The organism is Streptomyces toxytricini (assembly GCF_014649915.1).
GTDB classification, from domain to species: Bacteria; Actinomycetota; Actinomycetes; order Streptomycetales; family Streptomycetaceae; genus Streptomyces; species Streptomyces toxytricini.
Window position 1 is genome coordinate 131,154 of sequence record NZ_BMTY01000009.1, and the last position, 20,081, is coordinate 151,234.

Here is a 20,081-nt window from a genome sequence, read left to right on the forward strand (position 1 = left end):
GGCCCGGGCGCGCGTCGCATGACGCGGTCCGGGCGGCGGTGTGCGGGGGAGCCGACAGGCGGACGGCCGACAGGCGGGCGCCAGATGGCGGGCAGCCGCGGCCGGGCGGGCAGGCGGCCGGGCGGGCAGGCGCGGGCGGGCAGGCGCGGCCGGGCGGGCAGGCGCGGCCGGGCGGCAGGCGGGCAGGCGGGCAGGCGGGCAGGCGGGTGGAGGCTGCGGCGGGCGGGGGACGGAGCGCGGCGGCACGCCGCAGGTCGGCGGTACCCCGTGCGGCGGCCGGGGCGACCGGCCCGATAGCCTTCGGCTCATGACCGCACCGCTTATCTCGGGTAAGGGCCGCCGCAGCGTCGCGGCTCTCGGAGCCGTGTCCGCCGGCCTCCTCCTCCTTTCGGCCTGCGACAAGCCGACGCCGCTCGCGACCGTGACGGTCGGCACGTCGTCGGTGTCCGCCGAGGCCGCCTGCCAGGACTCCAAGGAACTCTCCATGGAGAAGGTCCAGGAGTGCCTCACCGACATCCAGGACGCCAAGACCGTCGAGTACGGCCGCGGCGACACGCTGCGCCTGGGCGTCGAGCCCGAGGTCGTCGAGGACGGCAAGCGCTGGCAGGCGGTCCTGGACGGCCAGCCGATCACCGAGCCGTCCTCGAACACCTACCGCAGCTTCCCCGGCGCCGACATCTTCGCCACCGGCGGCCAGGGCGAGGCCCCGTCCTCGAAGAAGCTGAACATCGTCCAGGTCAGCGCGGAGGGCAAGCCGCTCGCCGTCTGGGCCTACAACGTCAAGCTGAAGTAGCCGCGCAGGCACCGGTGCGCGCGCTCATCGTGACCGCGGTGGCGGCGGAGGCGGACTCCGTCGCCGCCGGGCTCACCCCTCATCCGGATCCGGCGGTGCCGGAGCCGCGCACCCTGCCGGGCGGCTACCGCGTCCTGCGCCGCGACCTGCCGGGGCTCGCCGCCGACGTGCTCGCCGGCGGTGTCGGCCCGGCCGCCGCGGCGGCCGCGACGGCGACGGCGCTCGCGCTCGGCGACTACGCGCTCGTCGTCTCCGCCGGGATCGGCGGGGGCTTCCAGCCGGCCGCGCCGCCCGGCTCCCTCGTCGTCGCCGACGCGATCGTCGCCGCCGACCTCGGGGCCGACACCGCGGACGGCTTCGTCCCCGTGCAGGAGCTCGGCTTCGGGCGGAGCGTGCACCTGCCGCCCGCCGAGCTCGCCGCGCACGCCGCGGAGGCCGCCGGGGCGCTGCCGGCGCCCGTCCTGACCGTCTCCACCGTCACCGGCACCGCCGAGCGCGCCGCCGCCCTCGCCGCCCGGCACCCGCAGGCCGGCGCCGAGGCCATGGAGGGCTTCGGGGTCGCCGAGGCCGCCGCCGCGCACGGGCTGCCGGTCCTGGAGGTCCGCGGCATCTCCAACGCCGTCGGCCCGCGGGACCGCGACGCCTGGCGGATCGGGGACGCGCTCGCCGCCCTCACCGCGGGATTCCGCGCGCTGGGGCCCGTACTCGTCCACTGGGGAGAGCAGCATGAGCACCGCCGTGAGCACCGCGGCCGACCGTGACCCGGGCGCCGCGCTGAGGATCGCCTACTCGCCGTGCCCGAACGACACGTTCGTCTTCGACGCGTGGGCGCACGGGAGGGTGCCGGGCGCGCCCGCCCTCGACGTCACCTTCGCCGACATCGACGTCACCAACGGCATGGCCGAGCGCGGCGAGCTCGACGTGCTGAAGGTGTCGTACGCCGTCCTGCCGTGGGTGCTCGGCGAGTACGCGCTGCTGCCGTGCGGCGGCGCGCTCGGCCGGGGCTGCGGGCCGCTGGTGCTGGCCCGCGAGCCGGGCCTGGACCTGGCGGGGCGGACGGTCGCGGTGCCGAGCGAGCGCTCCACGGCCTACCTGCTGTTCCGGCTGTGGGCGGCGGACGTGCTGCCGGACGGGATCGGCAAGGTGGTCGTGCTGCCGTTCCACGAGATCATGCCGGCGGTGCGCGACGGCCGCGTCGACGCGGGGCTCGTCATCCACGAGGCGCGGTTCACGTACCGGGACTACGGGCTGCACCGCCTCGCCGACATGGGCGAGCACTGGGAGACCACCACCGGCCTGCCGATCCCGCTCGGCGCGATCATCGCCCGGCGCTCGCTGGGAGCCGAGACCCTGCGCGCGCTGGCGGAGTCGGCGCGGACCTCGGTGCGGATGGCGTGGGACGACCCGGAGGCCTCCCGGCCGTACGTGCGCGCGCACGCGCAGGAGCTGGACCCGGCCGTCGCCGACCAGCACATCGGGCTGTACGTGAACGAGTTCACCGCCGACCTCGGCGAGGACGGGTACGCGGCGGTCCGCGGACTGCTGACGCGGGCCGCGGCGGAGGGACTGGTCCCGGCGGTGGCGCCGGACGCGCTGGCCTTCCCGTAGGCCGCGCCCCGCGCCCGTGCGTGCGTACGCCGGTGCCCCGCCGCTCGCGGAGAGCGGCGGGGCACCGGGGCGGGCGGGAGGCGGCCGGCGCGGGGCCGGCGGCGGCTCAGACGTCCAGCTGGTCGGCGACCGCGCGCAGCAGGTTCGCGATCTTCGTGCCGTGGCCCTTGTCGGGGTAGCGGCCGCGCTCCAGCATCGGCGTGATGTTCTCCAGCAGGGTGGTGAGGTCCTGCACGATCGACGCCAGCTCGTCGGGCTTGCGCCGCTGCGCGGCCGCCACCGACGGCGCCGGGTCCAGGACCGTCACGGACAGCGCCTGGTCGCCGCGCTGCCCCGCGACGACGCCGAACTCGACCCGCTGGCCCGGCTTGAGGGCGTCGACCCCGGCCGGGAGTACCGACGAGTGCACGAAGACGTCGCCGCCGTCGTCTCGGGAGAGAAAGCCGAAGCCCTTCTCACTGTTGAACCACTTGACCTTGCCGGTGGGCACGTCCGTCCTCTGTCCTTGTGCTCGTCGGGTCCGGGGCCGCCGCGGCGGCTCCGGATAACAGCGCAGCGGGCCATGGGTGACCCGCCGACTCCAGGCTAGTGGGCGTTGAGCAGGTGACAAGACGTTCCCCGGTCCTTCACCGGGTCTTCGGCTGTCGGCCGCTCAGGCCAGGGAACTACCCTGGTGGGGTGACTGTTACTCCTCACCCCGACGAACCGCGGCCCGGCGACGGCCTCGTGAAGGCCGGCGGCGTCGTGTTCATCGCGGGCGCCCTGGCCACGCTGGCCACGATGGCCCCGCTGTTCCTGGACATCGACCCGTTCCCGCCGTACGCCTGGGCGGTGTGCATGCTGATGGGCGTCGGCTTCGCGATCTCCGCCGCCGGGGTCCTGCGGTCGGCGGCGGCCCAGCGCCGGGCAGCCCGCGCGGCCGTCGGGGCGGACGGGCGGGCGTAGCCCGCGTGCGGGCCCGGGTCCGGCGAGGGCCCGGACCGAGGGGCCGTCAGGGGTTCCGGATACGGGCGAATTCGGCCAGCCAGGCCGGCAGGGCCGTCAGGTCGGGCAGGACGACGTCCGCCCCCGCCTCCCGCAGCTCCCGCTCCGGGCACGGCCCCGTCGCCACCGCGACCGACACCGCGCCGGCCGCCCGCGCCCCGCGGACGTCCCCGACGTGGTCGCCGACGTACACCTGCGCCCCGTGCTCGCGCAGCGCCACCGCCTTCGCCTCGGCCCACAGCCAGCCGACGACCGCGTCCGGGCGGATCCCGAGGTGGTCCAGGTGCAGGCGGGCGTTCGGCTCGTGCTTGGCGGTGACGACGACGGTGCGGCCGCCGAGCTCCCGCACCGCCTCCACCGCCTCCCGCGCGCCGGGCAGGGCGTGCGTCGGCTCGATCGCGAAGGCCGGGTAGATAGCCCGGAAGCGGTCCGCCATGGCCTCCACCTCCTCCGGCGGGAACCAGTGCGCCAGCTCCTCGGCGAGCGGCGGCCCCAGCCGGGACACCGCGGCGTCGGCGTCGACGTACACACCCGTCTCCGCCGACAGCGCCACGTACGCGGCCCTGATGCCGGGCCGCGAGTCGATGAGGGTCATGTCGAGGTCGAACCCGACCGTCAGAGGGGCGGGCACGCCCGTGTCGGCGGACCCGGCGGGGGCGGCGGTCGTCTCGGAGGTCATGCGCGCCATTGTGCCGAAGGGGGCGCGGGCGCCGGCAGGGCGGGATCCGTCCTGGTACCGGTATACCGCCTCACGGCAGGCCCGGCGGCGGATGCCGGCTCGCGGCGCGGGCGCCTACCCGGCGGCGGGCGCCGGACCGGGGCGCGAGGCCGGACCGGTACCGGTGAAGGCCCGGCGGCGGATGCCCGCTCGGGGCGCGGGCCGTCAGGGGCGGGAAGGCTCAGGGCGTACGCCGTCAGCGGCGGCGGGAGCGCCACAGGAGGTAGGCCGCCGAGGCGACGGCGGCCGTCCTGGCCAGCCAGGGCCACATGTCCTGGAACACCGCGCCCGCGCTGCCGTCGGCCAGGGGTGCGCCCCACCGGCCCTCCAGCCGGCCCCACAGCCACACCACCGCCCCGGCGAACACCGCGCCCGGCACCCCGAAGACGACCGCCTTGCGCTCCGCCGGCCCGAGCACGCGCGAGGCGTACGCCAGCAGCCAGCCGCCGGCGAGCAGCAGCCAGGAGCCGGCGGCCGCGCCGGCGACGAGGACGGCCGCGGCGAGCAGCAGGAACGCGTGCGGCTTCGGGCGCGCCGGCGCCGCGGCCGGAGCGGCCGGAGCGGCGGGGGCGGCCGGGGCGGCCTTGCGGGCGCGGCGGCGTTCGCACAGGTGGCGCAGGAGGGTCTGCTTCTCCTTCTGCTCCTGCTGCGGCGGCACCTTCGCCGCGGCCGCGCCTTCGCCGTTCCGGTCCTCCGGGCGGGAGAACAGCTCCGGGATCTCGATGCCGCCGGCGAAGCCCTCCACCTGCGGTCCCGTCCCGTACGGGCCCGGCGCGACCCGCCACCAGTCGGGCTCCGCACCGTCGTCGGAGCCGAGTTCGGCCAGGCCCGCCAGGTGCGGCGGCGCCGGCGCCTGCGCCGCGGGCGGTTCGGGCGGCGCGGGCTTGGCCCGGAGTCGGCGGGCCGGGCGGTCCGGGCGGTCGGGTCCCCGCTGGGCGGGTACGGACGCCGCGGCCTCCTCCGGGTCCGCGGCCTGGCCGGGACCGGGGCCCGCGCCGTCGACTACCTCCTCCGGGGTGCCGAGCCGTTCCAGGATGCGCCGCACCGCGGCCGGCGTCTCCGGCTCGTACCGGGCCCGCCGCCGGTCGATCTCGTCCCGCAGCCCCGCCACCAGCCGCATCCGGTCGCCCGACGGCAGCTGCCGCTGCTGTGCCAAGTCCCCGACCCGGCTCAGGTATTCGTAGACGAGGTGGTCGCTTTCGATCCCCATGCCCGCATCCTCCCCGGCGCCCTGCCCGCAATGTAGCGCGTGCGCCCGTGGAGCCCGCGACGGCGCAGCGGATACCGTTGGCCGGATGGGGACCGGCCCATGCGACCAGGAGGCGACCGTGCCTGAACCGAGCAGCACCGCAGCGAACGGCGCCCCGCGCTCCCTCGCCGAGGCGCTGCGCGCCCGTGACGACGCGGCGCTGGCGGCCCTGCTGCACGCCCGCCCGGACCTCCTCAGCCCCGTCCCGGGCGACGTGACGCAGCTCGCCACCCGCGCCGGGACCCGCGCCTCCGTGGTGCGCGCCCTCGACCGGCTGGACCGGTTCGCGCTGCAGACCGCGGAGGCGCTCGCCGTCGCCCCGGACCCCTGCCCGTACGGGGTGCTGGAATCCCTCCTCGCCGGCACCGGCGGGGGCACCCCCGGCAACGGGACCCGCGCCGCGCTCCCCCGCGCCCTCGCGACGCTGCGCGACCAGGCCCTCGTATGGGGCGGCGACGAGCAGCTGCGGCTGGTGCGCACCGCCCGCGAGCTCCTCGCCCCCTCCGCCTCCCGCCCCTCCCCTACCGGTCTCGGCCCGACCGTCGCCGAGGCCACCGCGGGGATGTCGCCGACGCGGATCCAGGAGATCGTCGCGGCGGCCGGGCTGCCCGCCACCCACGACCCCGTGTCGGCGGTGGCCGCGCTGACCGGGCTGTTCACCGATCCGGCGCGGATGTCCGCCCTGCTGGACCAGGCCCCGCCGGAGGCCCGCCAGGTGCTGGACCGGCTCGTGTGGGGGCCGCCGTACGGGGAGGTCACCGCGAACCCGGCGCCGCCCGTGCGCTGGCTGCGCGACCGCGGACTGCTGCTGCCCGCGACGACCCGGACCGTGGTGCTGCCCCGCGAGGTCGCCCTCCACCTGCGCGGCGGCCTCGCGCACCGCACCCCGGAGCCGGTCGCGCCGGAGGTGGCGGTGCAGCGCGAGCACCGTCCCCCGCTCGTCGACGCCAACGCGGCCGGGCAGGCCCTGGCCGCGCTCGCGACCGTCGAGGAGCTGGTGAAGTCCTGGGAGCACGCCGGACCGCCCGTCCTGCGCGCCGGCGGGCTGTCCGTACGCGACCTGAAGCGCACCGCGGCCGCACTCGACGCGGACGAGCCGACCGCCGCCTTCTGGATCGAACTCGCCTACGCCGCCGGGCTCCTGGCCGCCGACGGCGAGGTCGACGAACGGTACGGCCCCACTCCCGCCTTCGACGACTGGCGAGAGCTGCCGCCCGCCGAGCGGTGGTCGGCCCTCGCCGGGGCGTGGCTGCCCGCCACCCGCGCCGCGGGCGCCGTCGGCGAGCAGGACCCCAAGGGCCGCACCCTCGCCCCGCTCGGCCCCGGCCTCGACCGGTCCGCCGCCCCCGAGGTCCGCCGGCGCGTCCTCGAACTCCTCGCCGCTCTCCCCGAAGGCGCCTCCCCCGACCCGCAGTCCCTCCTCGACCGGCTCTCCTGGGAGCGGCCCGTCCGCGGGACGAGCGAGCTGCGGGCCCGCCTCGCCGGCCTGACCCTGACCGAGGCCGAACTCCTCGGCGTCACCGGCCGCGGGGCGCTCTCCGCGCCCGGCCGGGCCCTGCTGGAGCACCGGGACCCGGCGCAGCCGCTGGCGCCGCTGCTGCCCGAGCCCGTCGACCGCGTCCTGCTCCAGGCCGACCTGACGGCGGTCGCGCCCGGCCCGCTGGCCCGGCCGCTCGCGGACGTGCTGGCCGTCCTCGCCGACGTGGAGTCCAAGGGCGGCGCGACCGTCTACCGGTTCACGCCCGGCTCGGTGCGCCGGGCCCTCGACGGCGGGCACACCGCCTCCGACCTGCACGCGTTCCTCGCCGAGCACAGCGCCACCCCCGTCCCGCAACCGCTGTCGTACCTGATCGACGACGTGGCCCGGCGCCACGGCCGGCTGCGCGTCGGCGCCGCATCCTCGTACGTCCGCTGCGACGACGACGCCCTGCTCGGCGAGATCCTCGCCGACAAGCGCTCCGCCTCCCTGGGCCTGCGCCGCCTCGCGCCGACCGTGCTCGCCGCGCAGGCCGATCCGGGCGCGCTGCTCGACGGACTGCGGGCCATGGGCTACGCCCCGGCCGCCGAATCGCACACCGGCGACGTGCTCGTGGCGCGGGCCGACGCCCGCCGCACCCCGGCGCGCGCCAAGCCCGTCCCGGTGCCGGAGGGGCCGCCGCTGCCGGACGAGACCCTGCTGGCCGCGGCCGTACGGGCCATTCGCGCCGGGGACCTGGCGGCGACGGCCGTGCGCAAGGAGCCGGCGGCGGCCGCGGCGACGGCCGGCGGGGGCGGGGCCGCTGCGGGCGAGCTGCCGCGCACCAGCGCCGCGGAGACCCTCGCCACCGTGCAGGCGGCCGCGCTGACCGGGTCGGTGGTGTGGATCGGGTACGTGAACGCGGAGGGCGCGGCCAGCCAGCGCGTCATCGCGCCGGTGCGCGTGGAGGGCGGCTTCGTCACCGGCTACGACCACACCGCCGACGAGGTCCGCACGTTCGCCCTGCACCGCATCACCGGGGTCGCCGAACTCGCCGACGACCAGGTCTGAGGGCACGTCAACGGGCCCGCGGGAGAAGGGACCGCAGCGAAAACCGGTGGCCGGCGCACGCCGCCGCCCCGCAGGCTGGCCCCATGCACGACACCGCAGGCCCGGCGCCGGACAAGGCCGCCGCCCCCGTCCCGTACCGGCAGATCCGCGCCGCCCACACCGCCGGCACCGTCACCGTCTACCAGGCGTACGCGCCCTCCCTCGGGCTGCCCGCGGCCCGCGACGGCCGCTTCCCGCCGGCCTGGAAGCGCGAGCGGATGACCTGGATCAAGCCGTCGTTCCTGTGGATGATGTACCGCTGCGGCTGGGCGACCAAGACCGACCAGGAGACCGTCCTCGCCGTCGAGATCACCCGCGAGGGCTTCGACGACGCACTGCGCCGGGCCTGCCTCTCGCACTACGAGCCCCGCACCCACCGCGACCGCGAGGCGTGGCAGGAGGCGGTGCGCCGCTCGCCGGTCCGCGTCCAGTGGGACCCCGAGCGGGACCTGCGCCTGAACCCGCTGCCCCACCGCTCGCTCCAGCTGGGCCTGTCCGGGCCCGCCTCGCGCGCGTACGCCGACGAGTGGACCGTTTCGATCCGCGACGTGACGCCGCTGGCCGCGGAGATCCGGGCGCTCGTCCAGGCCGGCGACCTGGGCGCGGCGCGGGCGCTGCTGCCCGTCGAGACGCCGTATCCGGCGGGGACGCTGGAGCACCTGGGAGCGTAGGACGGGACCCGCCGAAAGCGGACTGGCTCATACCGTTCTTGCAGGTCAGGGGCGGTGGCTGCTACCTCCGGGGCTGTTGCACAGCAGTGACAAACGGGGGTTGGAATGGGGATCAGCCGCGTGTGAAGATCGGAACATCGCAAAGGCGGCCGCCCCGGAGGCAGGGCCCGGCCGGGAGTGACCTCCCGCACCCCGCACCCCCGCCCCGGCGAGTCCGCCGCTCTCGGCACACCCACCCCATCCGATCCCCGGGAAAGAACCGCCATGTCCGCTCGCACCGCCGCCCGCCGCCCCGCCTTCGCCGCTGCCGCCACCGCACTCGTCGCCGCCGTCGCCGGCACCGTGCTGATGCAGCCGGCCGCGTACGCCGCTCCGGCCGAGGAGGGCGGCGCCCTGAAGATCTCGCTGGGCACGCCCGCCCCGAGCGGCCCGCTCACCCGCGGCGGCACGGCGAGCACCTTCGAGCTGACGGTGACCAACCCCTCCGACAAGGCCGCGCCCTTCCACCCGTGGATCCACGGCCTGCCCGCCGGCCCCAGCCACCTCCGGGCGGAGGACGTGTCCTTCAAGGTCGAGGCGGTCGACGCCCCGGCGACGGACGCGGCCGTCGGACAGCAGGACGGCGGCTGGCAGGGCCTGTTCCACCCGCAGGGCAAGAAGGTCGGCGACGGCTTCGAGGTCCCCGCGAAGGGCAAGCTCAGCTGGAAGGTCACCGTCGGCCTCGGCAAGGGCTACCCCACCAACAACGGCGACCTGACGATGGAGGCCTCCACCTACGCCCGCGAGCTGGCGCCCGGCGGTCGCGCCTCCCTCACCTTCAAGACGGACCCGGCCGTCAAGGCCGGGAAGTTCACCACCGAGTTCACCCCGGCCACCCCCTGCGAGGGCAGCACGGGCGCCGACTGCCGCGAGCTCGACCTCAAGTACCGCGCCAACGGTGAAGGCACCTTCGACACCGAACTGGCGACGTTCCTGCGGATCGGCGGCCCCAAGCCCGCCGACACCGATGGCCTGGAGGTGCGGGCCCGGGTGGACGGAACGTGGCGGCAGTTGAAGGGCGAGAGCGGCAACTTCGAGCTGCCGCGCACCGCCAAGGGCTTCGGCGCGGCCTCCGGCGAGCGCTCCGTCCGCCTCCAGGTCAAGCTCGGCCCGACGGCGAAGGCGACGCAGCGCACCGAGTTCAACGTGACCGCCGAGTTCGCGCACGCCGAGGGCAACACGGTGCCGTTCGCCTCCGCCGTCACCAAGATCCAGCTGGCGCCGGCCGCCCCGGCCTCGCCGTCGCCCTCGCCGACGCCGAAGGCGAGCACGTCCGCGTCCGCGTCCGCCTCCCCGTCGCCGAGCCCGTCCACGACGGCCACCGCGACGGCCGGCACCACGACCACCACCACGACCACCACCGGCGGCTCCTCCGGCTCCCTCGCCGCGACCGGAGCCGACTCCCGCACCGGCCTGTTCGCCGCGCTCTCCGCGGCGCTGATCGCCGCCGGCGGGGCCGCTGCCTGGCTCGGCGCCCGCCGCCGCAAGGCGACCCACTCCTGACCCACCGACCCGACCCGGCTCGACACCCTGCCGCACACCCCTGACACCCCGCGGCGCCCCGGAGGGCCCGGCACCCACGTGCCGGGCCCTCCGGGCGTTCACCGGGCGGCGTACACGATCCGCCCCGGCTCGAACGGCCACGCCTCCGCGAGCCACCGGGACACCGCCGCGTACAGCGGCCGGTCCAGCTCGGCCCGGTCGGCCCGCACCCAGGAGCTGACCTCCACCCCGTCCGGGTGCTTGTCGCTCGGGTAGATGTAGACGCAGCCGATGACGTCGTCGCCGTCCAGGACGCTGTACGTGAACCCGAACCGGTCCGCGAAGTCCCGCGCGTGCCGGGCCAGATCGGCGCGATTCCGCTCGGCGGTCATGCCCTCGGCCGGCGGCCAGGAGCCGTCGGGATAGCCGGGCGTGGCACGGATGTGGTCGATGCTGCCGCTCCAGGCGGCGAGGTCCCGCTCGTTGTGCTGCTCGCCGAGCGGCTCCAGCCGGAACCCGTCGCCGGCCAGCTCCAGCGGCACCTCGAACCCGTCCGGCACAAGGGAAACACGATCAGTCATGCGCCGACCCTAGGCAGCGGCCTTCCCCGGCCCGCCAACGATTTTTCCGCCCGCCGCACCATCCCCGCCGGGCCCCGGCCGCCCGGTAGGCGTACGCCCCGGCGCGGGCCGCGATGCGGCAGACTGGAGGTTTGGCCGTCCGCAAACGGGGGGTCACTCTGCCGGAAGGACTCACGCCAGGTGAATGGGCCTCTTATCGTCCAAAGCGACAAGACACTCCTGCTTGAGGTCGACCACGAGCTCGCCGGGGCCGCGCGCCGTGCCATCGCCCCGTTCGCCGAACTCGAGCGGGCCCCCGAGCACATCCACACCTACCGGATCACCCCGCTCGGCCTGTGGAACGCGCGGGCCGCCGGGCACGACGCCGAGCAGGTCGTCGACGCGCTCGTCGAGTACTCGCGCTACCCGGTCCCGCACGCCCTCCTCGTCGACGTCGCCGAGACCATGGCGCGCTACGGCCGCCTCACCCTGTCCAAGCACCCCGTGCACGGGCTGGTGCTCACCACCACCGACCGGCCCGTGCTGGAGGAGATCCTGCGTTCCAAGCGGGTCGCCCCGCTGGTCGGCGCACGCATCGACCCCGACACCGTCGCCGTGCACCCCTCCGAGCGCGGGCAGATCAAGCAGACGCTGCTCAAGCTGGGCTGGCCCGCCGAGGACCTCGCCGGCTACGTCGACGGCGAAGCGCACCCGATCGAGCTGGAGGAGGACGGCTGGGCGCTGCGCCCCTACCAGCAGCAGGCCGTCGAGGGGTTCTGGCACGGCGGCTCCGGTGTCGTCGTCCTGCCGTGCGGCGCCGGCAAGACGCTCGTCGGCGCCGGAGCGATGGCCAAGGCCAAGGCGACGACGCTGATCCTGGTCACCAACACCGTCTCGGCCCGCCAGTGGAAGCACGAACTGGTCCGCCGCACCTCGCTGACCGAGGACGAGATCGGCGAGTACTCCGGCACCCGGAAGGAGATCCGGCCGGTCACCATCGCCACCTACCAGGTCCTGACGACCAAGAGGAAGGGCGTCTACCCGCACCTGGAGCTGTTCGACTCCCGGGACTGGGGCCTGATCCTCTACGACGAGGTGCACCTGCTGCCCGCGCCGGTGTTCAAGTTCACCGCCGACCTCCAGGCCCGCCGCCGCCTCGGCCTGACCGCCACGCTCGTCCGCGAGGACGGCCGCGAGTCGGACGTGTTCTCGCTGATCGGGCCGAAGCGGTTCGACGCCCCGTGGAAGGAGATCGAGGCGCAGGGCTACATCGCACCCGCCGACTGCGTCGAGGTCCGCGTGAACCTGACCGAGTCGGAGCGGCTCGCGTACGCCACCGCCGAGACGGAGGAGAAGTACCGCTTCTGCGCGACGACGGCGACGAAGCGGAAGGTCACCGAGGCGCTGGTCCGCAAGCACCGCGGCGAGCAGACCCTCGTCATCGGGCAGTACATCGACCAGCTCGACGAGCTCGGCGAGCACCTCGACGCGCCCGTCATCAAGGGCGAGACCTCCAACGCGCAGCGGGAGAAGCTGTTCGACGCGTTCCGCGAGGGCGAGATCAGCGTCCTGGTGGTGTCGAAGGTCGCTAACTTCTCCATCGACCTGCCGGAGGCGACCGTCGCCATCCAGGTGTCGGGAACGTTCGGGTCCCGGCAGGAGGAGGCGCAGCGCCTCGGCCGGGTGCTGCGGCCGAAGGCGGACGGACACGAGGCCCGCTTCTACTCGGTCGTCGCGCGCGACACGATCGACCAGGACTTCGCCGCACACCGGCAGCGCTTCCTGGCCGAGCAGGGCTACGCCTACCGGATCATGGACGCCGACGACGTACTGACGGAGGACTGACCCAGCCCCCCGCACCGACCCCGGAGCGGGGCGGCCCCCGCGCCCGCCCTCCCCGCACCAGGGCGGAACGGCCCGCGCCTGCACGCCCCCGCGCTCGGGCGGAAGGGACGGCCCCCGCCCGGCCCCGCGTTCGGACACGCCGCCCCGACCGGCCCCGGCGCGCGAGCGGACCACTTCGGCGGCCCCGGGCCGAACCGGCCATTGCCGCCCCGGAGCGGGCGGCGCGGCGGCGGCCCGGAGGCCGGCGGCGGATGGCCCGGCCGGACAGCCGGGCCGGCCGCCCGCACCGCGCGCTGCGGCGGGACGAGCCGCGCCACCCGGCCCGAACCGGCCGCCGCCTGATGGGGCGCGCCTTGGCGGGGTGCACCCTGGCGGGACGCCTCGGCCGCCCCTACCGGGCCGCCTGCCCCCACCGCTGGCCGCGGCCGGTCGGCCCCGGCCGACCGGACGCACCCGGGGGACGCGCCTTGGCCGGGCGCCTCAGCTGCCCCTACCGGCCCGACTGCCCGCACCGCTGACTGCGCCAGGGGCTGGAAAACCCCACCGACCGGCCCGGCCCCACCGGCTGACCGGCGCACCGGGGGCGCGCCTTGGCCGGGCGCCTCGGCTGCCCCTGCCGGGCCGACCGCTCCCAACGCTGGGCGCGGCAGGCGGACCGGAAACACCCCGCCCTGACGACCGGCCCGGCGGCCCTGGCCGACCCAGTGGGCCCGGCCAGGCCTACTGCCGCGCCCACGGGCCCTGGCCTGGCGGACCCAGACACCCCGGCCTGCTCGACCGGGCCTGGCCTCGCCGGCCGACCGGACCCCCTGGTTGGCGCACGCCTCGGCGAGCGCACCATGGCGCGATGCCTCGGTCGCCTCTATGGGCTGTTTCTGCCCCCACCGCCGGCCGCAGCAGGTGGGCCGGGCCGTGACACCCCGCCCCCTCGACCGGTCCGGCGGGCCCGGCGGGCCCCGGGCGGCCTGGCCAGTCCGGCTGTCATCGCCACGGGACGCGGCTGAGCGGACCCGGACACCGAGGCCTGCTCGAGAAGCCTGACCTGCCAGCCAACGGATACACCCTGGTGGCCTGCGCCTTGGCGAGACGCCTCGGCCGCCCCTATGGAGCCGCCTGCTCTCTGGGCTGACCACCGCAGGCGGACCGGAAACACCCCGCCCCGCCCGACCGGCTCGGCGGCCTACTGCCGTCGCCACGGGCGGCCTGACCTCGCGGGCCGACCGGGCACACCCCGATGGCGTGCGCCTTGGCGGGGCGCGCTTTGGGCGGGACGCCTCGGCCGCCCTACCGGGCCGGCTGCCCCCACCGCTGGCCGCGGCAGGCGGGTCGGGACCCTCCTGCCCGCCCGACCGGCCCGGTCGGCCCGGCTGCCCCGACCGGCTCGACCTCTTCGGCCGGCCGGGGCACCGCGTGGTGTGGCGCGGCTGCGGCGGGCAGGGCGGCGCGGGCTGCGTAGGCGAGGGCCGGGACGGCCCAGACCCACAGGTGCGGCCAGTACGGCAGCAGGTTCGGGCCGGCCGCGGCGAGACGGGCCCAGAACGCCGCGGACTCCTCGGGCAGGACGAGCAGCCCGAGCAATGCCGTCCCGGCGAAGGCGGCAAGCGCGGTCAGCCCGGCCCGGACCCGGCCGGTCAGCAACAGGTACGGCACGAACACCGCGGGCGCCAGGGTGATCCCGGCGGCGGTGCCGACGCCGAAGCCCTTGCCGAGCGCGCCGCCCGGCCGGCCGAGGTCCCACAGGACCAGGCAGGCCAGCGCCAGATTGACCTGGCCGGGCAGCAGGGTCTGGAACAGCGGCTCCACCCACAGCCCGGCGGTGGTTGCGGCGAGGACGCCTGCCGGCCCGGGCCGCAACCCTGCGAGGCGGCAGGACAGCAGCACGAGCAGGGCGAGCAGCCCCGCGTTGCCGAGGACGAGGACGGCCTTGAGGATGCCGGTCGGCAGCCAGGCCGCCGGGGTGAACATGATCGCGGCGAACGGCGGATACGCGGCGGGCGGGCGCCACTCGGCGGCGGACAGCCCGTCGGCAAGGCCCGCGACGAGCGAGTCCGCCGCGGGGACCCGCAGCAGGACGCACAGGACGCCGAGGGCGAGAAGCGGAGCCGTGACCAGCACGCCGGCCAGGAGTGCCGGCGCGGGGCGGGAAGGGGCGCGGAGGGTCACGCGCGCGACCCTAGTGGATCAACGCAGGAGCCCCGCCGGAATCCGGCCGTCAACGACGACCGGGCCGGCCGCCGCCGAAGACGTGCCCGCGCGACGCCGAAGAAGCGGGCGACCTGCCCACGAGGCAGGGCGGGCTGCTCAGGAGGCGGGCAGACGCCCAAGAGGCGGAGGGGGGAACCCCGTAAGGCGCCTGTGGGGTACAGAAGACGCGGCGCGGACCTCCCAGGAGACGGAGGCCAACCGCCGACAAGGTGCGAACAGCCACCTCGAAGGGGCCGACCGCCGACAAGTCGCGGGGCCGACCACCCAGAGGAAAGCGGACAGACCGCCCGGAAGGCGGAGGCCAACCGCCGACGAGGCGCAGACGGACCACCCCGAAGACGCGGGCCGACCGCTGACAGGACGGGGACGGACCGCCGACGAGGCGCGGGCGGGCCACCCCCGAGATGCGGGCGGACCGCCGACAGGGCGCGGGCCGACCACCGGGAAGAACGCGGACGGACCGCCAAGAAGGCGGAAGCCGACCGCCGACGAGGCGCGGACGGACCGCCCCGGAGACGCGGGCCGACCGCCGAAAGACGGGCGGGCTGCCCGGATAGTGCGGGCGGGCCACCGAGAAGGCGGAGGCGGACCACCGAAGGCGCGGGCGGGCCACCGAGAAGGTGCGGGTGAGCCGCACGAGGCGGGTTCGGGGGGCCGCCGGGGTCAGCGGCGGGCTACGCCCGCGTCCTCGGCGAATTCGCCCATGACGACGACGCTCACGGCAGCGGCGGCGAACACCTTCACGGCGCGCAGCGCGTTTCCTATGAGGTGGCGGTGGGGGCCGGAAGTGGCTGCGGTGGCGCCGCTCGGGCGGCCCCCGTGGACCGGGGAGAAGGTTGCGGTGCTCATGTCTCCATGGTGCGTTCACAGGGGCCGGGCGCGCATCGCTCCCGGGGCTGAACCGCACGGGGTCCGGCCTCCTCCTGTCGGCCCATGCCGGACCGCCGCCCCCACCCGCAGGTCTGACACTCCGAGGTAGGGGACCCGTACGGGGTAACGCGCCGCGGGCCCTTCCGGACGGCGAATTCCGTTCGCGTGACTGCCGGGCGCTGATTACAATCTCCGCTTCCGCCGCCTCCCGCAGCCCCATCGGGGAGAGCGCCCGCCGCACGGAAACCGGCGGGCATTCGCATCGCACCGCTGTCGCACCCGAACCCCGCAGACCAGCAGCTGGAGGCCCTGCCGTGCCCGCGCACGCCCCCGAGTCCGCCGTCCCCGAGTCCGCCGTCCCCGCCGCCCCCGCGCCCGCAGTCGCCGCGTCCGGCGCCGTGGCCCCCCTGGCCCGCGAACAGGCGCACCTCGCCGCGTCCCGCGCCGCCCTGCGCGCCATGCGCGCCGACGTGGAGGCCCTCGACATCCGCGACGTGACCGCGAACTGGGTCAACGCGCTCGTCCTCCAGGCGCAGATCGACGACCGCATCAAGGCCCTCGCCGACCTCGCGCACACCCCGCTCTTCTTCGGCCGCCTCGACTACCTGCACGCGCCCGGCGCGGACCTGGCCGAGGGCGGGGAGGGCGAGCAGTTCTACATCGGCCGCCGCCACGTCCACGACACCGAGGGCGATCCCATGGTGATCGACTGGCGTGCGCCGGTCTCCCAGCCGTTCTACCGGGCGTCCAAGGCGGACCCGCAGGACGTCGCCCTGCGCCGCCGCTTCGGCTACACGGGCGGCGAGCTGACCGCGTACGAGGACGAGCACCTGTCCGACCCGGCCGAGGCGGCGACCGTCAGCCGCCTGCTCCAGCAGGAGATCGAGCGGCCCCGCGTCGGCCCGATGCGCGACATCGTGGCCACGATCCAACCGGAACAGGACGAGATCGTCCGCTCCGGGCTCGCGGGTTCCGTGTGCGTCCAGGGCGGGCCGGGCACCGGCAAGACCGCCGTCGGCCTGCACCGCGTCGCCTACCTGCTGTACGCGCACCGGGAGCGGCTCGCCCGCACCGGCACCCTCGTCGTCGGCCCGAACCGCTCCTTCCTGCAGTACATCGAGCAGGTCCTGCCGGCGCTCGGCGAGCTGGAGGTCGAGCAGGCCACCGTCGACGACCTGGTGGCCCGCGACGGCCTGGAGGTGCGCGGCGCCGACGCGGCGGCGACGGCCGTCGTCAAGGGCGACGCCCGCATGGCCGAGGTGCTGCGGCGGGCGGTCCGCTCGCACGTGTCCGAGCCGGCCGAGCCGCTGGTCGTCGTCCGCGGCTCGCGCCGGTGGCGGGTGCCGGCGTACGAACTCCAGGAGATCGTCTCCGAGCTCCTCGCGCGGGACATGCGCTACGGGGCCGCCCGCGACGCGCTGCCGCAGCGGATCGCGCACACGGTGCTGGTGCGGATGGAGCAGGCGGGCGAGGCGCCCGACGACCGGGTCCAGGACGCGGTGGCCCGCAACCCGGCGGTGAAGGCGGCCGTCAAGGCGGTCTGGCCGGCGGTCGACCCGGCGAAGCTGGTGCTGCGGCTGCTGTCCGACGCGGAGTTCCTCGCCGCGCACGCGGACGGGGTCCTCACCGCGGACGAGCAGCGGCTGCTGCTGTGGGAGAAGCCGCCGCGCAGCGTGCGGTCGGCGAAGTGGTCGCCGGCGGACCTGGTGCTGATCGACGAGGCCGCCGACCTGGTGGAGCGCACCCCGTCACTCGGCCACGTGGTCCTCGACGAGGCGCAGGACCTGTCGCCCATGCAGTACCGGGCGGTCGGCCGGCGCTGCACGACCGGCTCGGCGACCGTCCTGGGCGACCTCGCGCAGGGCACCACGCCGTGGGCGACCCGCGGCTGGGCGGAGGCGCTGACCCATCTGGGCAAGCCGGACGCGCAGGTCGAGGAGCTGACGGCGGGCTTCCGCGTGCCGCGGGAGGTCATCGCGTACGCGTCGCGGCTGCTGCCGTCGATCTCGCCGGGGCTGGCGCCGGTCTCGTCGGTGCGCGAGACGCCCGGCTCGCTGGTGGTGGCGCAGGTCGGGGACCCGGAGCGGCAGACGGACGAGGTGCTGGCCGCCTGCCGCGCGTCGCTGGAACGGGAGGGGTCCATCGGCCTGATCGCGGCCGACGCCCGCATCCCCGAGCTGGCGGAGGCGCTGGAGGCGGCCGGGATGGCGTGGCTGTCCCCGGGCGAGGAGACGACGGCTCAGTCTCGGCTGACGCTCGTCCCGGCGTCGCTGGCGAAGGGCCTGGAGTACGACTACGTGGTACTGGACGAGCCGGCCGCGGTGGTGGCGGGCGAGCCCGACGAGCGGACGGGCCTGCGCCGCCTGTACGTCTGCCTCACCCGAGCCGTGTCGGGCCTGACCGCCGTCCACTCCCGGCCCCTGCCGGCCGCACTGGCCGGCTGACGCCGCGGCGGCAGGCCCGGCGGCCCGCGCGCCGGCCGCCCGCACCCGCGCGGGCGCCGTTACGCCGGCACGCCCCGGCGGCTCGCACGCGCGGAGAAGGCGTCACGCCGGAACGGTGCGCCGAGCCTCGGCGGCGGGTGCGTCCCGCAGGACCGTGCACCGGACGTCGGCCCCGTCGGCCGGGCGACCGCCCCGGGCCCGCGCCCCGGCGAGCCACACCCGCGGCGGGCCCTTCACGCAGGCCGTGCGCCGGACTGAGGCCTCGCCTGGCCCGGCACCGCCCGCCGGGGTGCCAATACGCCGTCGCTGGGCGCGAGGCCGTAGACGTCACGTGCATCCCGTCGGGGCGCCGGCCCGCCCCGGGCCCGCGCCCCGACGAGCCACACCCGCGGCGGGCCCTTCACGCAGGCCGTGCGCCGGACTGAGGCCTCGCCTGGCCCGGCACCGCCTGCGGGGGTGCCGATACGCCGTCGCTGGTCCGCGCCCGCGGGGGAACGGCGTTACGCCAGGGCCGTGCGCCAGGCCTCGACGGCCACCGGGGAGACGGGGCCGCCCCAGCCGTCCGGGCGGGCCGCGCCGCCGATGTGGAAGGCGTCGACACCGGCCGCCCGCAGCCCCTCCAGGTGCTCCAGGCGCAGGCCGCCGCCCACCATCAGCCGTGCCCCGTAGCCCGGCTCGCCGCTGCGCCCTGCCTCCGCGGCGAGCACCGCCAGCCCGTCGTCGACGCCGTCCGCGGAACCCGCGGTCAGGTACGTGTCCAGCCCGGCCACGTCCGCGAGGGCCTTCCGCGCCTGTTCCCGGTCGGCAGCCCGGTCGATCGCCCGGTGGAACGTCCACGGGCAGCCGTCAAGCTCGGCGACGACCGCCTCGACGGCGGCGACGTCGGGGCTGCCGTCCGGGTTCAGGAACCCGAGGACGAACTCCCCCGCACCCTCGGCACGCAGCGCGCGTGCCTGCGCGCCGAGCCGCTCCAGGTCCTCCGCGGAGCCGGCGGAGAAGCCGTCGGCGGCCCGGAGCATCACGCGCAGGGGGATGTCGACGGCGGCCCGGATCCGCGCGAACACCTCGCGGGCGGGGGTGAGCCCGTCGGCGGCGATGTCGCTGACCAGTTCCAGCCGGTCCGCCCCACCGGCCTGGGCCGCGACCGCGTCCTCCGCGTCGAGGGCGATCACCTCCAGGACTGCACGGTTGCTCATTGGGCCCACTCCTCGGGAAAACTGTTGATGGGAAAAATAGGTCTAGTCCAATATCAAGGGTACGGGGCACCCCCACCCATCACCAGCACCTTCACGCCACCACCCACAATGTCCGCATGGACTCCGCCGACCGCCTCCGCTCCCGCTGGCTCGCCACCGCCGCCTCCGCCGGCGCCCCCGCCGACCGCGATGCCGGCCCCTACGCCGACCGCCTCCTCGCCGCCTGGTCGGAGCCCCAGCGGCGCTACCACACCACCGCCCACCTGGCCGACGTCCTCGCCCGGATCGACGTACTCTCCGCGGACGCGCCCGCCGCCGACCGGGCCGCCGTCGAGCTCGCCGCCTGGTTCCACGACGCCGTCTACCGGCCCGACCGCTCCGAGAACGAGGAGCGCAGCGCCGCCCTCGCCGAACGCGCCCTCCGCGAACTCGGCATCGCCGAGGACCGCACCGCCGAGGTGGCCCGCCTCGTCCGGCTCACCACCACCCACGACCCCGCCCCCGGCGACACCAACGGCGAGGTCCTCTGCGACGCCGACCTGGCCGTCCTCGCCGCCGACCCCGACGCCTACGCCGCGTACGCCGCCGCCGTGCGCGCCGAATACGGCTTCGTCCCCGACGACGCCTTCCGCGCCGGCCGCGCCGCCGTCCTGCGGCAGCTGCTCGACCTGCCCCGCCTCTTCCGCACCCCGTACGGGGCCGCGCACTGGGAGGCGCCGGCCCGCCGCAACCTCACCGCCGAACTGGCCGCGCTCACCGGCTGACCACCCGGGCCGGGCCGGCCGGCCCGGGAATGCGATCACGCCTGCTCCGGTTCGTGAAAGGCATGCCCGAAGCCCAGCCTGACCCCC

At 76.5% G+C, this 20,081-nt stretch carries 17 protein-coding genes; 10 read left to right on the forward strand and 7 right to left on the reverse strand.

What is annotated here, in order from left to right; translation table 11 throughout:
- Positions 1-307: 307 nt before the first annotated feature.
- The 3 genes from IE170_RS13425 to IE170_RS13435 are packed head-to-tail and all read left to right on the forward strand — an operon-like array spanning position 308 to position 2,401.
- The gene (locus tag IE170_RS13425; protein WP_189809578.1) at positions 308-793 is read left to right on the forward strand and encodes a DUF2771 domain-containing protein; all 486 of its coding nucleotides are present in this window, start codon (positions 308-310) and stop codon (positions 791-793) included.
- Positions 794-807: 14 nt separating this feature from the next.
- Complete coding sequence (locus tag IE170_RS13430; protein ID WP_189809579.1) at positions 808-1,554, forward strand: futalosine hydrolase; 747 nt, start codon at positions 808-810, stop codon at positions 1,552-1,554.
- Positions 1,520-2,401 carry a 1,4-dihydroxy-6-naphtoate synthase gene (locus IE170_RS13435; RefSeq protein WP_189809580.1) on the forward strand — a complete coding sequence of 294 codons (882 nt, stop codon included), beginning with the start codon at positions 1,520-1,522 and terminating at the stop codon, positions 2,399-2,401. The genes IE170_RS13430 and IE170_RS13435 overlap by 35 nt, the downstream gene beginning before the upstream one ends.
- 106 nt (positions 2,402-2,507) lie before the next feature.
- Here IE170_RS13435 and IE170_RS33375 read toward each other — a convergent pair whose 3' ends face one another.
- The gene (locus IE170_RS33375; protein ID WP_189809581.1) at positions 2,508-2,891 is read right to left on the reverse strand and encodes a cold-shock protein; all 384 of its coding nucleotides are present in this window, start codon (positions 2,889-2,891) and stop codon (positions 2,508-2,510) included.
- Positions 2,892-3,079: 188 nt separating this feature from the next.
- Between IE170_RS33375 and IE170_RS13445 the strand changes: the two genes are divergently transcribed.
- Complete coding sequence (locus IE170_RS13445) at positions 3,080-3,346, forward strand: hypothetical protein (RefSeq protein ID WP_189809582.1); 267 nt, start codon at positions 3,080-3,082, stop codon at positions 3,344-3,346.
- 46 nt (positions 3,347-3,392) lie between these two features.
- Here IE170_RS13445 and IE170_RS13450 read toward each other — a convergent pair whose 3' ends face one another.
- Together IE170_RS13450 and IE170_RS13455 are read right to left on the reverse strand one after the other, a co-directional pair.
- Entirely contained in the window at positions 3,393-4,064 is a 672-nt protein-coding gene (locus IE170_RS13450) for an HAD family hydrolase (protein ID WP_223856232.1), read from the reverse strand.
- A gap of 235 nt (positions 4,065-4,299) precedes the next feature.
- Positions 4,300-5,313: an HAAS signaling domain-containing protein gene (locus IE170_RS13455; RefSeq protein WP_189809584.1), complete on the reverse strand. Its 1,014-nt coding sequence runs from the start codon at positions 5,311-5,313 to the stop codon at positions 4,300-4,302.
- An 85-nt stretch (positions 5,314-5,398) separates the two neighbouring features.
- Between IE170_RS13455 and IE170_RS13460 the strand changes: the two genes are divergently transcribed.
- The 3 genes from IE170_RS13460 (at position 5,399) to IE170_RS13470 (ending at position 10,131) form a co-directional block, all read left to right on the forward strand.
- A complete protein-coding gene (locus IE170_RS13460; RefSeq protein WP_189809585.1) occupies positions 5,399-7,879 on the forward strand; it encodes a helicase C-terminal domain-containing protein in 2,481 nt (826 codons plus the stop codon).
- A gap of 83 nt (positions 7,880-7,962) precedes the next feature.
- Positions 7,963-8,589: a DUF4291 domain-containing protein gene (locus IE170_RS13465; RefSeq protein ID WP_189809586.1), complete on the forward strand. Its 627-nt coding sequence runs from the start codon at positions 7,963-7,965 to the stop codon at positions 8,587-8,589.
- A 264-nt stretch (positions 8,590-8,853) separates the two neighbouring features.
- On the forward strand, positions 8,854-10,131 hold the full coding sequence (locus IE170_RS13470; protein ID WP_189809587.1) for a hypothetical protein: 1,278 nt from the start codon (positions 8,854-8,856) through the stop codon (positions 10,129-10,131).
- A gap of 98 nt (positions 10,132-10,229) precedes the next feature.
- Here the strand turns inward: IE170_RS13470 and IE170_RS13475 are convergent, their stop codons facing one another.
- On the reverse strand, positions 10,230-10,691 hold the full coding sequence (locus tag IE170_RS13475; RefSeq protein WP_189809588.1) for a GNAT family N-acetyltransferase: 462 nt from the start codon (positions 10,689-10,691) through the stop codon (positions 10,230-10,232).
- A gap of 180 nt (positions 10,692-10,871) precedes the next feature.
- Here IE170_RS13475 and IE170_RS13480 point away from each other — a divergent pair, with 180 nt between their 5' ends.
- Positions 10,872-12,515, forward strand: coding sequence for a DNA repair helicase XPB (locus IE170_RS13480; protein WP_189809589.1), 1,644 nt, complete (start codon positions 10,872-10,874; stop codon positions 12,513-12,515).
- A 1,284-nt stretch (positions 12,516-13,799) separates the two neighbouring features.
- Here the strand turns inward: IE170_RS13480 and IE170_RS13485 are convergent.
- Together IE170_RS13485 and IE170_RS13490 are read right to left on the reverse strand one after the other, a co-directional pair.
- The gene (locus IE170_RS13485; protein ID WP_189809590.1) at positions 13,800-14,678 is read right to left on the reverse strand and encodes a glycosyltransferase 87 family protein; all 879 of its coding nucleotides are present in this window, start codon (positions 14,676-14,678) and stop codon (positions 13,800-13,802) included.
- Between the two features lie 705 nt (positions 14,679-15,383).
- Positions 15,384-15,569 carry a hypothetical protein gene (locus IE170_RS13490; protein WP_114058050.1) on the reverse strand — a complete coding sequence of 62 codons (186 nt, stop codon included), beginning with the start codon at positions 15,567-15,569 and terminating at the stop codon, positions 15,384-15,386.
- A 335-nt stretch (positions 15,570-15,904) separates the two neighbouring features.
- Between IE170_RS13490 and IE170_RS13495 the strand changes: the two genes are divergently transcribed.
- Positions 15,905-18,034 carry a HelD family protein gene (locus IE170_RS13495; RefSeq protein ID WP_373298984.1) on the forward strand — a complete coding sequence of 710 codons (2,130 nt, stop codon included), beginning with the start codon at positions 15,905-15,907 and terminating at the stop codon, positions 18,032-18,034.
- Positions 18,035-18,534: 500 nt separating this feature from the next.
- Here IE170_RS13495 and IE170_RS13500 read toward each other — a convergent pair whose 3' ends face one another.
- Positions 18,535-19,230, reverse strand: coding sequence for a copper homeostasis protein CutC (locus IE170_RS13500; RefSeq protein WP_189809591.1), 696 nt, complete (start codon positions 19,228-19,230; stop codon positions 18,535-18,537).
- Between the two features lie 116 nt (positions 19,231-19,346).
- Here IE170_RS13500 and IE170_RS13505 point away from each other — a divergent pair, with 116 nt between their 5' ends.
- The gene (locus IE170_RS13505) at positions 19,347-19,994 is read left to right on the forward strand and encodes an HD domain-containing protein (RefSeq protein WP_189809592.1); all 648 of its coding nucleotides are present in this window, start codon (positions 19,347-19,349) and stop codon (positions 19,992-19,994) included.
- The last annotated feature ends 87 nt before the right edge of the window (positions 19,995-20,081 follow it).

What these genes read in the sequence shown, in the direction of transcription:
- IE170_RS13425 (WP_189809578.1), top strand. Translation starts at nt 308, where the DNA reads ATGACCGCACCGCTTATCTCGGGTAAGGGCCGCCGCAGCGTCGCGGCT.
- IE170_RS13435 (WP_189809580.1), top strand. Translation starts at nt 1,520, where the DNA reads ATGAGCACCGCCGTGAGCACCGCGGCCGACCGTGACCCGGGCGCCGCG.
- IE170_RS13450 (WP_223856232.1), bottom strand. Translation starts at nt 4,064, where the DNA reads ATGACCTCCGAGACGACCGCCGCCCCCGCCGGGTCCGCCGACACGGGC.
- IE170_RS13455 (WP_189809584.1), bottom strand. Translation starts at nt 5,313, where the DNA reads ATGGGGATCGAAAGCGACCACCTCGTCTACGAATACCTGAGCCGGGTC.
- IE170_RS13460 (WP_189809585.1), top strand. Translation starts at nt 5,399, where the DNA reads ATGGGGACCGGCCCATGCGACCAGGAGGCGACCGTGCCTGAACCGAGC.
- IE170_RS13465 (WP_189809586.1), top strand. Translation starts at nt 7,963, where the DNA reads ATGCACGACACCGCAGGCCCGGCGCCGGACAAGGCCGCCGCCCCCGTC.
- IE170_RS13470 (WP_189809587.1), top strand. Translation starts at nt 8,854, where the DNA reads ATGTCCGCTCGCACCGCCGCCCGCCGCCCCGCCTTCGCCGCTGCCGCC.
- IE170_RS13475 (WP_189809588.1), bottom strand. Translation starts at nt 10,691, where the DNA reads ATGACTGATCGTGTTTCCCTTGTGCCGGACGGGTTCGAGGTGCCGCTG.
- IE170_RS13490 (WP_114058050.1), bottom strand. Translation starts at nt 15,569, where the DNA reads ATGAGCACCGCAACCTTCTCCCCGGTCCACGGGGGCCGCCCGAGCGGC.
- IE170_RS13500 (WP_189809591.1), bottom strand. Translation starts at nt 19,230, where the DNA reads ATGAGCAACCGTGCAGTCCTGGAGGTGATCGCCCTCGACGCGGAGGAC.
- IE170_RS13505 (WP_189809592.1), top strand. Translation starts at nt 19,347, where the DNA reads ATGGACTCCGCCGACCGCCTCCGCTCCCGCTGGCTCGCCACCGCCGCC.